The sequence below is a fragment of the Cocleimonas flava genome (assembly GCF_004339015.1).
Lineage (GTDB): Bacteria > Pseudomonadota > Gammaproteobacteria > Thiotrichales > Thiotrichaceae > Cocleimonas > Cocleimonas flava.
The window spans coordinates 138,370-153,392 of sequence record NZ_SMFQ01000005.1; the positions used below are offsets into that span (position 1 = coordinate 138,370).

At 42.5% G+C, this 15,023-nt stretch carries 13 protein-coding genes; 8 read left to right on the plus strand and 5 right to left on the minus strand.

Translation table 11 applies throughout. From position 1 onward, the window contains the following. Position 1: 1 nt before the first annotated feature. The 7 genes from EV695_RS17065 (at position 2) to EV695_RS17095 (ending at position 7,243) form a co-directional block, all read left to right on the plus strand. A complete protein-coding gene (locus EV695_RS17065; RefSeq protein WP_131907229.1) occupies positions 2 to 1,654 on the plus strand; it encodes an ABC transporter ATP-binding protein in 1,653 nt (550 codons plus the stop codon). Next, entirely contained in the window at positions 1,654 to 2,592 is a 939-nt protein-coding gene (locus EV695_RS17070; protein ID WP_131907230.1) for a 2-hydroxyacid dehydrogenase, read from the plus strand. The genes EV695_RS17065 and EV695_RS17070 overlap by 1 nt, the downstream gene beginning before the upstream one ends. 13 nt (positions 2,593 to 2,605) lie before the next feature. Then, entirely contained in the window at positions 2,606 to 3,862 is a 1,257-nt protein-coding gene (locus EV695_RS17075; RefSeq protein WP_131907231.1) for a M20 family metallo-hydrolase, read from the plus strand. Between the two features lie 30 nt (positions 3,863 to 3,892). Next, entirely contained in the window at positions 3,893 to 4,918 is a 1,026-nt protein-coding gene (locus EV695_RS17080; protein ID WP_131907232.1) for a histone deacetylase family protein, read from the plus strand. A 278-nt stretch (positions 4,919 to 5,196) separates the two neighbouring features. Beyond that, positions 5,197 to 5,745, plus strand: coding sequence for a peroxiredoxin-like family protein (locus EV695_RS17085; RefSeq protein WP_131907233.1), 549 nt, complete (start codon positions 5,197 to 5,199; stop codon positions 5,743 to 5,745). Positions 5,746 to 5,912: 167 nt separating this feature from the next. Further along, the gene (locus tag EV695_RS17090) at positions 5,913 to 6,194 is read left to right on the plus strand and encodes a DUF4389 domain-containing protein (protein WP_131907234.1); all 282 of its coding nucleotides are present in this window, start codon (positions 5,913 to 5,915) and stop codon (positions 6,192 to 6,194) included. A 179-nt stretch (positions 6,195 to 6,373) separates the two neighbouring features. Continuing rightward, positions 6,374 to 7,243, plus strand: coding sequence for a DUF4010 domain-containing protein (locus EV695_RS17095; RefSeq protein ID WP_131907235.1), 870 nt, complete (start codon positions 6,374 to 6,376; stop codon positions 7,241 to 7,243). 128 nt (positions 7,244 to 7,371) lie between these two features. On the opposite strand, the gene EV695_RS17100 is transcribed toward EV695_RS17095, so the two are convergent. Together EV695_RS17100 and EV695_RS17105 are read right to left on the minus strand one after the other, a co-directional pair. Further along, positions 7,372 to 8,736 carry a hypothetical protein gene (locus EV695_RS17100; RefSeq protein ID WP_131907236.1) on the minus strand — a complete coding sequence of 455 codons (1,365 nt, stop codon included), beginning with the start codon at positions 8,734 to 8,736 and terminating at the stop codon, positions 7,372 to 7,374. Positions 8,737 to 9,317: 581 nt separating this feature from the next. Next, positions 9,318 to 10,025 carry a winged helix-turn-helix transcriptional regulator gene (locus tag EV695_RS17105; RefSeq protein WP_131907237.1) on the minus strand — a complete coding sequence of 236 codons (708 nt, stop codon included), beginning with the start codon at positions 10,023 to 10,025 and terminating at the stop codon, positions 9,318 to 9,320. A gap of 262 nt (positions 10,026 to 10,287) precedes the next feature. Here EV695_RS17105 and EV695_RS17110 point away from each other — a divergent pair, with 262 nt between their 5' ends. After that, complete coding sequence (locus EV695_RS17110) at positions 10,288 to 10,776, plus strand: OsmC family protein (protein ID WP_207907143.1); 489 nt, start codon at positions 10,288 to 10,290, stop codon at positions 10,774 to 10,776. Between the two features lie 364 nt (positions 10,777 to 11,140). On the opposite strand, the gene EV695_RS17115 is transcribed toward EV695_RS17110, so the two are convergent. The 3 genes from EV695_RS17115 to EV695_RS17125 form a co-directional block, all read right to left on the minus strand. Continuing rightward, positions 11,141 to 11,374, minus strand: a complete 234-nt coding sequence (locus EV695_RS17115; protein WP_207907144.1) for a CsbD family protein — start codon at positions 11,372 to 11,374, stop codon at positions 11,141 to 11,143. A 301-nt stretch (positions 11,375 to 11,675) separates the two neighbouring features. Further along, a complete protein-coding gene (locus tag EV695_RS17120) occupies positions 11,676 to 14,240 on the minus strand; it encodes an ABC transporter permease (protein ID WP_131907239.1) in 2,565 nt (854 codons plus the stop codon). After that, positions 14,224 to 14,970 (minus strand): ABC transporter ATP-binding protein, encoded by a 747-nt coding sequence (locus EV695_RS17125; RefSeq protein ID WP_131907240.1) that lies wholly within the window; start codon positions 14,968 to 14,970, stop codon positions 14,224 to 14,226. Before EV695_RS17125 ends, EV695_RS17120 begins: the two co-directional genes overlap by 17 nt. Positions 14,971 to 15,023: the final 53 nt, after the last annotated feature.

A 15,023-nucleotide genomic window follows, 5' to 3' on the forward strand; every position in this document is an offset into this window, starting at 1 on the left:
TATGAAACCTTTACTAAAAGTTGAGAACTTGAGTATCCGTTTACCTAAAGGTGGTGATCGCGAATTCGCCATTAGAAATGTAAATTACAACCTAATGCCGGGCGAACTACTCTGTGTTGTTGGTGAGTCCGGTTCGGGCAAGTCGATGACAGCAAACGCCATTATGGGCTTATTACCCAAAGTCATTGAAGTTGATCAAGGTGCTGTGATTTTTGATGACTGTGATCTTATCTCCCTAGAGGAAAATAGAGCACGAGATTTACGCGGTAATCGTATCAGCATGATATTTCAGGAACCAATGACCGCACTGAACCCTTTGATGAGAGTCGAGGATCAGATTTCGGAAGTCTTTTTAATACATACGGATATGCCTGCCAGTGAACGTCAGAAGCGCACACTCGCGTTGCTAGAAGATGTCGGTCTTCCTGACCCGAAGAAAATGCTTCGTGCCTATCCACACCAACTTTCGGGCGGTCAACGTCAACGGGTGATGATAGCGATGGCATTGGCCCTTGAGCCTTCTATTTTAATCGCGGACGAACCAACAACCGCGTTAGATGTAACAACACAGGCTCAAATACTCAAGCTGGTCAAAGAATTACAGAAAAAGCACAACACTGCCGTAATGTTTATCACACATGACTTTGGCGTTGTTGCAGAAATTGCAGACAGAGTTGTTGTGATGGAAAAAGGTGAAATGGTTGAGTTAGGCAAAAGCGATGATGTGCTTAATAACCCTCAACATGATTACACCAAAAAGCTGATTGCTGCTGTTCCGCCATTAGCTGCCCCGTTACGTGAAGTAAAAGAACATCTAGAGCCCCCAATTTTAAGCGTCAAAAACCTCTGTAAAACCTACAGCACAGGTGGTAGCTGGTTCAGTAAAGCACGCATCGTTAAAGCTGCTGATGATGTTAGCTTTGAACTTCATCGTGGAGAAACACTGGGTTTAGTTGGAGAATCTGGATCAGGGAAATCTACTGTAAGCCGCTGTGTTGTTCGTTTACTGGAATCAGATAGTGGCCAGATAATATTGGGAGGCAGCGAAATCCAATCTCTCGGAGCGAAAGAACTCTCCCCTTTTCGCAAGCGTATTCAAATGGTTTTCCAAGACCCTTATGCGTCACTCAACCCTAGAAAGACCATAGGTAAAATCATTGCTGATGGACCCATTGCTCAAGGTATGTCGCCTAAAGCAGCGCTGGAAAAAGCCGCTGAATTATTAGAGTTAGTTGAGTTACCTAAAGCCGCAATCGATCGATACCCACATGAATTTTCTGGCGGTCAAAGACAGCGTATAGGCATCGCACGTGCGTTAGCACATGACCCGGAAATATTGGTAGCTGATGAAGCTATCTCTGCATTAGATGTCTCTGTTCAAGCTCAGATTCTTGATCTGATTGAGACATTAAAGAAACGTCTTAACCTGGCTGTTTTATTTGTTGTTCATGATCTTAGAGTGGCAGCACAAGTGTGTGACCGAGTTATTGTTATGCAAACAGGAAAAATCGTTGAAATAGGTGAAACAAGCCAAGTGTTTGAAGCACCTGCGCATGAATATACCAAAGGTTTGATTGCATCAATTCCCGGGGCCAACTGGCGATCTGGCAATGTCGAGGCAACGCCAACAGAACTAGCGGAGGCTTTGGCGTAATGTTGTATGGAATTGCACACAGCAGTTTTTTAGATATGTCGCCTTATATGCCTCATTTTGAAAACTACGCGGATGAAGTGACTGTAGTAACAGATGATATAGCGCATGATCCATTATTAGTGACATTTGCCTTACTCTGGTTTCCAGATGATGACTTTTTTGAGCGCTATCCAAACGTTCGGGTTGTAGCTTCAATAGCTGCTGGCGTTGACAGTATTTTTGCCTGCCCCAGTATTCATGACGATGTTTTGGTTTGTCGCAATAGAGACCCTGAACAGTCTTCTATTATGAGTACTTTCGCTATCTGGAACGTGATTAATCATCAACGTAACTTTCCTTTATATCGACAGCAGCAGCTAGAAAAATGTTGGAATCGTTTACCCATGAGAGCCCCTAGTGATGTCAGCGTGGGTGTACTAGGTTTAGGCTTTCTGGGTGAAAAAATTGTCAATGATCTTTATACCTTAGGTTTTGATGTGGCGGGCTGGCGTAAAAGCAATACCCCCTTGAACAATCCAGAGATTAAAGTCTTTAGCGGCGATTCCGCGTTGTCGGATTTTTTACAACGCACAGAAGTCCTCATCTGCGTTCTACCCCTTACCAGCGATACTCAGGGAATTCTGTCTAAAACCTTGTTTGATCAATTAAAGACAAATGCCTATTTGATTCATTTAGGTCGCGGCGGACATCTCATAGAACAAGATCTTTTAGACGCCCTTGATGACAACACCTTGCAAGGCGCTTCACTCGATGTCTTTGAGGTGGAGCCATTACCCCAACAACACGCGTTTTGGGAGCACCCCAGTATTCTTATAACACCGCACGATGCAAGTGATGTACGCCCTGAAGCCGCTGTTCTCAATTTGATTGAAGAAGTAAGACGGTACTCAACAGGTGATACACCAAAAAATAAAGTAGAAGCCTCAATTGGCTATTAAGTAGAGATTTATTATGAATGTAGAAAAATGTAATCAAGAACGCTTGTGGAACTCTATTATGGAAATTGGCCAAATTGGTCATGTCGACGTAGAAGGAAGCAAAGTAGGAGGCTGTCATCGACTTGCTCTAACCGATAAAGACAAACAAGCCAGAGATTTGTTTATTGGTTGGGCAAAAGAAATTGGCTGTACGTTGCGCGTGGATGCGGTAGGTAATATATTTTTGCGTCGTGCAGGAACGGACAATGATTTACCACCGGTAATCACTGGTAGCCATCTTGATACCCAACCTACAGGCGGAAAGTTTGATGGCATCTTTGGCTGTTTAGCCGGTTTAGAAACATTACGTTGTTTAGAAGAACAGAACATCAAAACATTACGACCTATTGAAGTTGTCGTCTGGACAAACGAAGAAGGTGCGCGTTTCAAACCTGCGATGTTGGGCTCTGGTGTTTACGCTGGCGTGTTCAAACTCAATGATGTACTGACAACAAAAGACGAGTCAGGGATTACTCTGGGTGACGAATTAAGCCGATTAGGTTATCAGGAATTAATCAACAATGAGGATCCCGGTTGTTACCAGTATTACGAAATTCACATTGAGCAAGGCCCTGTATTAGAAGCACTGGAGATTGATCTAGGCATTGTTGCCGGCGTACTAGGAATGCGTTGGTACGATGTTGAGGTCACCGGTCGCTCATGCCATGCTGGTCCAAGCCCCATGAATCTAAGAAATGATGCCCTTGTTGGTGTTGCTGAAATGATTACCGAATTAACCAAGCTAGCCTCTTCATTCAGTAAAGACAGTCGTTGTACTTTTGGTGAACTTAACATTCCTAACTCGTCCACGAATGTCTCTCCGGGCAAGGTCAATTTTTCACTAGACCTTCGTGAAGGACGATTAGAAGAGTTAGATGAGCTTCAAACCAAAGCTTTTGAAATCATGCATCGTATTGCGTTTCATCACGATCTGGAACTCAGTATTAAAGAGACCTGGTCACTACCACCCTGCCCTTTTGATGAAAGCTGTTTAACAAATATCCAGCAAGCGTGTGAAGCCACATACCCAGAAATCAAACCACATACGTTGATTAGTGGAGCAGGACACGATGCCGTTTACATTAGCCGAGTTGCTCCAACCGCAATGATTTTCGTCCCATCAGAGGATGGCTTAAGCCATAACGAGCGCGAATACACGAGCCCAGAGCAATTAGAAAAAGGCTGCAACGTATTACTCAACACCATTATTTTAGCTGCAAACGCAGAATAACTGTTATTGCATAGTAAGGAGAATATTCAAATGAAAGCTTTTTACCATGAGGATCAAAGTCAGCATGATCCTAAGTTTTATATGAAAAATGGTAACCCCACTCCGGCACGTGAAACCCCGGAGCGTGGAGATATTTTTCGCAATGTGATTCATGACTTAGAGATAACACTCGATCCATCCAGTGACTTTGGAATGTCTCATATTGCCGAAATTCACTCGCCAGATTACCTTAATTTTCTACAATCGGTATACCCTAAATGGGCAGCACTGCCTGATGCGAGTAAAGAGATTATTCCAAAAAGTAATCCGGGACGATATGCATCGACTTACCCCAAAGACGTTATTGGTCAAGTCGGTTGGCACATAATGGATACATCTTGCCCCTTAGGAGAAGGTACCTGGAGTGGTGTTTATGCCTCGGCACAAACGGCAATCAGTGCTGCAGATGCCGTCGCAAAAGAAGAATGCAAATCTACTTACGCCGTATGTCGCCCTCCCGGACATCACGCATTTAGTGATGGAGGAGCTGGCTTCTGCTTTCTCAATAATTCAGGCATCGCCGCCCAACGTTTATTAAAAGATTTTGATCGCGTTGCGATTCTGGATGTGGATTTACACCATGGTAATGGGACTCAGGCGATATTCTGGAACCGTCGAGATGTTATGACGATTTCCATTCATGCAGACCCTGCTTATTGCTATCCACATTTTTGGGGATACGCACACGAAAAAGGTGAAGGCGACGGTTATGGCTATAACCTAAACTTCCCAATCGACGAAGGTACTAGCGACACTGAATACATGAAAGTGCTAGAGCAAGCCCTTGATCAGCTAAAAGCCTTTGCGCCTGATGCTATCATTCTCGCACTGGGGTTAGATGCTTCTGAAGAAGACCCATTTGCAGTACTAAACCTAACAACTGAAGGTTTTGGGGAAATCGGTAAGCGAGTAGAAGCGCTGAATAAACCAACCGTCATCATTCAGGAAGGTGGTTATATCTCACCTATCTTAGGAGACAATCTGGCAGCCGTATTAAAACCGTTTGCCTCGTCTTAATGTAGCGTTTCTATTTCTGTTAACCGTTAAAAAGGTGTGCATTTTTAAATAATCACCTACTCACGTATCAATAAATTAAGCCAGTGACTAGCGAGTTTTAAGCGCAATAGTAGTCACTGGCTTTTTAGTTTTTAAAATAAAACATCACACAATAATTTATCTAATTTGTGTTAAACCCTTCTATTCTTGAATAATCATTCAATAATTATTGTAGTATCCATTTTTTCAGATTACTATCAGCACACAATCACCTAAACCTAACTAATGAGGATATCAATATGACTGTAAATGCATTAATGCCACGCGAAGCTGTACCTGCTTTAAATGTTGCTTTAACCACTGGTGGAGAATTTGATCTTACGAAATCTGATGCTGAAAACTTTACGCTTGTTGTTTTTTACAGAGGACTTCATTGCCCGATTTGTGCGGTATATCTCGCAGAGCTTGAGCGTTTAGCGGCAGATTATGCGGAACGTGGCGTAAACATTATTGCTGTAAGTAGTGATGTAGAAGAGCGTGCAAACGATATGGCAGAAAAAATTAAAGCGAATGGCGTAAAAGTTGGTTACGGACTCAGTTTGAAAAATGCTCGTGAGTGGGGTCTATATATCAGTACATCACGCGGCTTAACATCTATTGGTATTGAAGAGCCGGCGTTATTCAGCGAGCCAGGTGTTTTCCTGGTAAAGCCAGACGGTACTTTGTTCTACGGTTCTACACAGACGATGCCTTTTGCACGTCCTCCGTTTAAAGACCTACTTGGCGCAATCGATTTTTCACTAGCAAATGATTACCCTGCGCGTGGCGAATACACTGGCGAAGTATAAGAATCAGAAAAAAGTCACCCCCCTACCTTGGGGCAGTTTTTTCCTAAAAAAATGCAGACAGTTGTCTGCATTTTTTATTTCTGCGTAATTCAGACTTGTTTAAATTCAAATAACAACAATATTAGAAGTAAATTAATACTAAGTAATTTATTAAACAGGTTTAAATCATGAACACAGAAACAAAAACCAATCTACAAAGTAAAAGCACCTGGGTACGAGTGCTATATATGCTGTTATTTGTTCTCGCTTATAGTGCCGCAGAATTCGTACTGGGAATCACAGTCGTCATACAGGTAATCATCAAGCTGGTAACCGGCGAGTTAAACGAGCGCTTGAAAACGTTTGGGAATCAAATCTCGCTGTATATCTTCGACGTATTGAAGTTTTTAACCTTCAATTCCGAAGACAAACCATTCCCATTTGATGAATGGCCAACAGGCGAAAAATAGTCGATTTTACGCTTTATACCGTTGTAAAAAATGCAGGCCTAGATATGCATTTTTACCGTAGTTGACTAATTTTATAAGGTAAACTGTTCTCATTGAGTTTTAGGTCACCCCCCTACTTTGGAGGGTATTTTCTCATTTTTGCTTAGGCAAGCATAACTACAGAAACATTAACCTTTCCGATGGAACATAAAACGCCCCTTAGCTATCATTTTAAAGATAAACATATATGGTTTGATATGACCTTGCTGGCGGCACTGTATGTTGTGGCGGCATATTTTCCCATACTGAAAATCGTGCCATTAGTAGCTAGCCTTGAATTATTCAGTTTTTTTAGTTTTCACTTACTGGCTAAACGAAGTCGTTTTCAGGTACAGGGTTTTCTGGGTGGGTTTATTTCCAGTACCGCAGTATTTGTACAGATGCTTTTCGAGAATAAGTTTGCTTCGATAAGTGAGCGTGACATGTTACTCACACTATTTTTTGCCTTATGTGCGATGTTACTGGAATGCCTGTTTATTATATTTTTTCTCTCTGAAAACGTAGCTTTCATTTATTATCTGCCGTTTCTTACGCAGTTAATTATTATTCTCGCAGCAATTACCTATTTAAATGTAAGTTCCAGTTCGCGCATTAGCAGTAAAGGTACGACTGATTCCACAGTTGAAATTGAGCTACTGAATGATCACCCGATAATCTGGAAAAATGTTGCCAAATTATCCAGCCTAATTTTCATATTTGTTTATGCCATGCACTTTATTGGCAGTGAGTTTGGTCTTTCGCGTGGCATCAGCACATTATTAATTTCACTGTTTGAAGCGCACGCCATACTTGCATCGGTAATGACGGAATGGAATTTACAATCACAAAGTTTTGACCTGATGAAGTTGTTCTTTTTAATTCTACTTGGCAACACAATCAGTAAATCATACCTTTCCATTAAAGGCTCAAACCTTACTCAAAAATGGTTTTTTGTGTCAGTGATGTCAGGTAGTTTAGTAGCGAGTATGGGTGTTACGTATATCTGGTCTCAGACATTCCCCTACCATTAAGATTCTTCTTTAAAACTCCAATGTCATTAGAAATTTGCACTACCTCTAGTGGGTTTTCCGTTTCTAATAAACGGGACGATTGTAGCTAATCTGGATTCTCAGTTTGGTTTATTTTTAAACAATAGTGTTTAATTTGCCTTTACCTTATAGGCAAGTATCAATGGAGGTCTATCGTAGGTACCTACTTGTCCTGCGTTTGAGAGAGTCATGTAGAGCGTACTTGTCGCATCATCATAGCTTGCACCGAGTATATTGTGCTTTCCCGCTTTATCGTATGGATGACTCCATTTGCCATAACTGATCGGTTGAACCAACCAAGGGTCTTCGGCTGTAAGCATATCGTTTACATCGAATAGCCAAAAATAATTATAGTTATCGTCGGCTTCGTAAGTACAGGGTCCACCACACAAATTCCCGTTATCCTGAGTTATTTTATAGCCAATACCACTATGTATGCCGCCGTGAGAACCAACTGCCATGAATAGCGATGTTCCAGGGATTATAAATCCATATTTAGCTTTCGAAACTGGGCCCCAAATGGGAGAGATATCTAATTTGTATTCGTTTGAGTCAGCCACAATTTGCTTACCATCTTCAAAGGGAAACACCATTTTGGGTTGGACGGCTACGGTGTTATCAACAGCAATATCAGCATCAACGGCATCTTGAGGATCAAACAAATTCAGACTTGGGCCTTGGGAATATCTGGAAGTTATTGAGTGATTAGATGCCCAGCCAACCAGATATTCACTGCCTAAAGTTGAGACCAAATTAGCAGGGATTTTTGACATATAGCCAGCCGATCTAGCACCACCCTGGATTTGCAACATACCTTTAAAAGCGGATGAAGCTAAGTCATTCGGGTTTGAAAAAACCTGTAAATTATCTTTATTAGTACCAGAAGCGTCGTACCAGATTTCCGACGTTACCAGTAAGTTTTGCTTATAAAATAAAATTCCATCTATTCTATTTGTTTGCTGCCCAATATCCCTCTTATCCAGAATACTTACGTATTCTTGCAAGACGTCAGCTTTAAGGATGTCTGATGCTTCTTCTGCTAAAGAAAACTCATCAGGAATAGCGAATTCAGCTATCGAATTATGATGGCTATGGCCCACCATAAAAAGACTATTATTGTCTGGGTTATGCCCAAGAATACCTACAGCATAGTCAGATGAAGAATCACCGCCTGCTAATGCCCTGAACGCACCCAAATACTCGATATCTAATGTTGCTTGCAATCCGAGCGGTAAATTGATTTCAGTAGGAGTCGATTGAGTAATATCTTCCGCGATATCCTGTTCAAATAAAATTTGACCGGCTACTGGTGGCGCTGTAGGTTCAACGGGATCTGTAACCGAGTCTTCAACTACCGGAGTTATAGGCTCAACTTCAGCTAAATCTTCAGTACTATCACTAGACCCACAAGCCATCAGGAAACCACTAAAACCTAATATAAAAACTAATTTTAATAGTTTGATAAACATACTCATAATCTCAAGTCCTGATTTTATACGTTAAAAATATGGCGATTGGATAATAAACAAGCAACTCATAAGATGGGGTATTGCCTAGATACAGGGGTCTTTTGACAAATTTAAACCGAATTAAAGTAAACCTTACAAGTGATAGTAGATGAGTGTAGTTAATAAGATAAATTCATCTTCTTAACTATTTAATAGCTTTTAGGTCGTTTTGGCAATTTTCGCTTGGTAAATCCGACCTATGGTTTTGAAATCATCGCGTAGGTCGGATGACACAGGCTTATTAAGACTTAAGTTCTGATATTAAGATCATAATTCTAAAAATAAGTCATAGGTATCTTTGTGAATAAAACTCCATGCTTACAAGCGGGCAAAGTTTCAACGTCATTTGTTGTTACGAGTGGCTTACCGCTTTCAGGAGGTTTGGATATTTATCCCGAATTTGACTGGAGCACTACTTAAAAATCGAGTGTTAACTCACAATACAAAATGAGCTTCCCCTCACTTTCAGATAGTTTTTAATTTTTTGTTCGATAATATAAAAAAGTTGTTATCTCATGTTGCTCGGCTAATATTTTCTCTTAAAAAAGTTAATCTATTGCAGCAACTTTAGTCAACTTAGGATCACCCGGTCTAACATCTGAATAAGGGTTAATACCCAACCATTGCGGCATACTTTTTGCTAAATATTTATTGCCTTGAACTTCCACTAATTGATTGCGTAATGCAGATTGAAGTGGCAAGTCTCCTTCCCACACTTCAACCATCGTGCGAAGAGAGCTTCGAACATAAAGATCAACATTCGATCCTGGGTTTTCTGTACAAAGGTCAATATCTTTGTCGCGTATCACTAGCCACCAATTGTTATACCGTTCAATATCATTAAAAATAAAACACAATATTGTATCGCCATCAGGAAGGGTATCCAGTTGTATTCTGCGCTGGATATCCCACATCAGGAATTCAACATCCAGTTCCTCATCAAGCAACTGTCCGCGAGCCCAACGCATACCCCATACAGCAAGATTCTCTACTAATGGTTTCAGTTCTTTGCCAGCTGGAGTTAAATAATAACTCTGTCCTTTACGGCTATGTTCAGCCTTACGAACGATGATGCCAGCCTGTTCGAGTTGCTTTAAGCGCTTTGTCAATACAGATGGAGAAATTCTTGATAAACCACGCTGAAGATCACTGTAACGGTGTGAACCGAGAAATAGTTCTCGTACAACAAGCAGCATCCATCTTTCACCAAGGATTTCCGTTGCCTTCGCGATAGGGCAAAACTGTCCGTAGCTCATAATTTACTCCTTTTAATCAACTTCTCTTAATTAACAAGAAAGTTACTATTGATTTAGTAGTGGATTACTACAGATTTAGAAGCTGATTACTACATTTGAAGATGTATCGTTGTATTCGATGTAACCATAAGATTCTCCTATCGACCAAATTCGTCGATTTAAAAATCAATCAATTTAAAGGAGACACATCATGAGTATAGTAGAAAAAAGTTGTAACATTAACGGGGTTGAGACTAACCGCATTGTGGAATTAGCCACTAATATGTCCCAAGACGAAACATACGGTAAATTTCGTTTTAAAGCAGATAATGAATGGGTATATGGTAGTCGCAGCCAAACCTCAATCAAAACCTTTTTTGCTGGAAATCATGAACAATCTGAACGTCGACAACCGTTGATTGTAAATGCAGATCAACCTGTTTTCTTAGCAGGAGAGAACACTGCACCAAACGCGGTTGAACATTATCTAAACTCTCTGGTTTGCTGCATTAACACAACGGTTGTTGCTCATAGTTCGGTTCAAGATATTCCAATCGAAGCACTAAAAGTCTCCGCTGAAGGAGAGATGGATGCTCGAGGATTCTTTGGTGTTTCAGAAGATGTTAATCGAGGATATAACAAAATTAGGGTAAACATCAGCGCCAAGATGCCTGTGAAAAAAGAAAAATTTAAAGAACTCATAAGCTACTCACCAGTATACGAAATGGTAGCAAAAGCTATTCCGGTTGAGCTCAATATCAACATCGACTAACGGCTAACTGCATTCTTATTGAGGAGATTCGTGGCATCCTTGTCTAATATGTCGTTGAACAAATTTTCCCACGAGCCACTTTTAGAAGTTTTTTGTTCAATTTTTGAATAGGAAAGAATGAATTTTAAAATTCTGGACAGAAAAAAGCCTCATTTAAATATGAGGCTTTTACTAGAGAAACCAGGGTTTCCTGTATCATTTAATTTTACTTAAATCCTAATTATCCCTAAATGGTGCTGACCTCTTCCTCTTCTATAACTTAACGATAGCATTCAGCTCATTTTTGTTGCTAATACACGAACCTATATTGTTCTTTATAAAATCGTCTTGCGGTTTCACTATCGTTCCCACCCGACAATGAATCTCATTCTGGTGGTATTGATGAGTCTATAATTTTGCCATCATCTGCAATTTTCATATTACTAATGAGTGCTTCAGCGCCTTCTTCGTCCAAGTTATAGCGTTGCTGGACCTTGCCGAGTAGCTTTTCGTGATCTGCTTCAATCTCTAGCATGTCATCGTCGGTGAAGTTTGCAAAATATTCTTTGATAGAGCCTTTAATCTCGTGCCATTTACCAGCGAGTTCGTTCATATGCATGTTTGTTCTCCTGTAGTAAAGTTAATGTAAGAATTGCTTATAAATTAGGTTCTGATCTCTAATTAAATCTGTATCTAAACATACGTTAGAGTCACTAAAACATAAAAATAATGTACTTTGCAAAGAAATGTCGCTGTTATTTGTCACGACTTTCTGATTTGTTGGTTTTTCTTTAAGTCAAACTATAGACTGATTAAAACATATTGGATAACTCCATATCCCTCACTTCCCTCACTCCATATCCCTCACTCCATATCCCTCACTCCATATCCCTCACTCCATAACCCTCACTCCATAACCCTCACCCCAAATTCCTCAATAACAGTGCAGGCTTAACACTCATCTGTCGATGCAAATATTGCGCCCCCACCACCAGTGTAGAGACACTTACAACCAATGCCGTCAACAAGCCCACCCAGATCAAATCAGTTGAAGGTAGTTTCATCCGCCATTCCAGTAGCGGTATGGCAATCGCCGATCCCAGTAACACCGCAAATAACGCAGTCACCAGTGCGATTAACAGAAATTCCAAATATAAGCTTTTACGAATCTCCGATAGGCGCACACCCAGCGCATTTAACACTGACGCCTCATAAACCTGACGCACGCGACTAGCCGCAATCACGCTGAATAACACCAGTAAGCTGGCAAGGAAGCTAATTACCGCAACCACCAACAAACCATTTGTGGCCTGGCCGAGTAAGTCACGCGCACTGGCCAGAATACGAGCGGTGCGCACTGTCACGACATTTGGTGCAACATCGGCAATGTTTTTTTGCACTAATAGGGCTTGGTCATCATCCATCCAGGCCGCGCCGACATAACGCTCGGGTGAGTCGCCAAATACACCATCCGCTACAATTCCTTCAAACCAAAAGCGCGTCTGTAACCCTTTCTGTCGGTGAATTGCAGCGATATAGAATTCCAAGTTTTTGCCAGCGACCGCATAGCTAATGCGATCGCCCACATTGATGCCAATGCGACGTGCTTCTCGGTCTTCTAATGACATATTAGAAATAGTTTGGATTTTGTCTTGGTCTTGTGCTTGGTCGTCACTCCACCAGCTACCTTCAACTAGCTCAATGCCATCAATATTGCCGCCGCGATAACTCAATTTGTGATCATCGTTTAAGGCGTCGCGTATGTCTCCTTCTCGTTCAGAACCTGCTACTGCATCCGCTAACAAACTGGCGACGGTTTCCCCATTGACCGAGACGATACGGCCTTGGACTAATGGCGTGAGTTCTGCTTTTGCTTGTGGCGAGGTTATTTGTATGGCGTTTTTAACGTCTTCGGCCTGATCAGGACTAATGTCGTATAGCACCAAGACGGGGGATTCTTCAGGAATGGTAGCCTGAATCGCGCGTTGCAACGACACCACCACCAAAGTACAAATCACCAGCAGCGTAAGCGCTGACCCCAATGATAATAAAGAGCTGCGAAGCGGTGCAGTGGGTCGATGCAGGTTAGCCAACGCTAAACGAAATGCTATTCCTGTCCGTAAACCTGGCGTGTTTTCAAGTCGATGTGCGCCTCGTCTGATGAGTCGGAGTGTGACTTCTAAAAGCCCCAACATCAGCGCAACCACCAGAATAAATCCAGCACCAAACAGCAACGAAGGCACGCTGATAAGTACCAAGGCAATAATCCCAGCCGCACAAACAGCCGTTGCTATCGCCCAACTGCGAGGGACGCGTAAAGCATTGTTACCGACGTCACGAAACAGACTCGCTGGCGATACTGATAAAGCCGTCCCAATTGCGGGTAAGGCAAAACAGAAAGCGGTTAACAAACCAAAGAGTATGGCGCTAATAAATGGCGCAGGTAAAGCCGCAAAGGTGGTACTGATCGGTAACTCAGCGGCAACCGCAGCGCTGCCCATTAGCGCTAGTGACACGCCCAACAATCCACCTAACAAGCTCGCACCGCCACCCATGATCCCAACTTGTAACAAGTAAACGGTTGCGATACGCCTATTGCGCAGTCCCAGGGAACGAAAGGTAGCAATAGTTTTTAGCTTACTCTGCAAATAAGATTGAATACTACTGAATACCCCCAAGCCGCCAATAAACAGCGTGCTAAAACCAATGATCAACAGGCCAGAAGCTATCTGACCGATTCGCTCAGATATGCGCTGGCTGCGGTCTTCAAAAGTACGCACTTCCCAACCGCGATCAGGAAATTGTTCATAGAATTGTGTTTTCCAGGTGGCTGTCGGTATGTCGGTCGCCACGCGGTAATCGTACTCGACACGTGAACCGGGTCTGAGTAACTTTGCATCGCTGATGGCTTGCGGAGAAATCAATACGGGTGAGCCACGCCAATCAGCGGTGAGATTGCGGTCTGGCTGCTTCATAATCAACGCACGTACATCCATTTGCAAGCTTCCGATGTTGACGGTATCGCCTACCTTTAAGTCATAACGCACTGCCAGTGAGTGATCAATGGCAAGACCCCAGCGCTCATTCTGTATGCTGATAAGCTCGCTCAAAGGCCTCTCAGGATCGAGTTGTAGACTACCGTATAGCGGATAGAAATCGTCAACACTTTGCAGTTCGACAAGAACAAACTCATCTTTTGGCGTTCCGAGCATGGTGCGCAATTCGATAATCTGTGAAATTTTTCCACGCCCCGATATCCATTCCAGTGCTTCATCGGGTAATGGCTGTGGGCGGTTAGAACTCACTTGCAGATCACCCCCCAGTAATTGGCGAGTGTCAGCTAACAAACCATCACCGACGAGACGATACATGCTGCCACTGGCTGAAACTAAGGTGACTCCCAGTACCAGACAGGCACAGAAAATCCATAGTGAACGACCACTGGCGCGTAGATCTCGCCACGCCAAACTAAGTAGAAACCGCATGCGGCGCGTCCTCCACTAATTTACCCTGCTGCAAGCGGAATACGCGCTGACACTGTGCCGCGATGGATTCATCATGCGTCACCAAGATCATCGTCGAGCCACTTTCGCGGTTTAAACCGAACAGTAATTCAATAATTCGCTCACCTGTTTTAGCATCCAGGTTACCCATTGGCTCATCCGCTAATAACAAGCGTGGCGTGTGAACTAAAGCACGAGCAATGGCAACTCGTTGTTGTTCACCGCCGGATAATTGTGTCGGGTAATGTCCCCCACGCTCTGCCAAGCCTACTCGTTCCAGCATAGTCGTCGCGACTTCGCGGGCATTCTTTCCTTCGACATTATCTCGCTCAGCGATTTCCAGTGGCAGCATCACATTCCCTAACGCCGTTAAGCTCGGCACTAAGTGGAATGACTGAAACACAATACCCAAACTATCACGACGAAGATCAGCCAAAGCGTCTGCGTCAAGTTTCGCTAAGTCTTTATCATCAATCAGAATAGCACCGCTAGTGGGTTGCTCCAGACCAGCAAGCAATAATAACAAAGAGGTTTTGCCTGAACCTGACGGACCTAAAATAGCGACGGTTTCACCCTGATTAAGTGTCAGATCAACGTCAACCAGCACATCCAGCTTAGTCTCTTGCAAGTCATAGGAAAAACTTAACTGCCTTAAATCTACAACCGTCTTTGAAGTTACGTCATGTGGGGTTTTTGCAGGTTTTGAAGTCATCTTTTAATGTCTCTGGCAGTGGTCTGTACAATGGATCGATTTATTTTAGAATG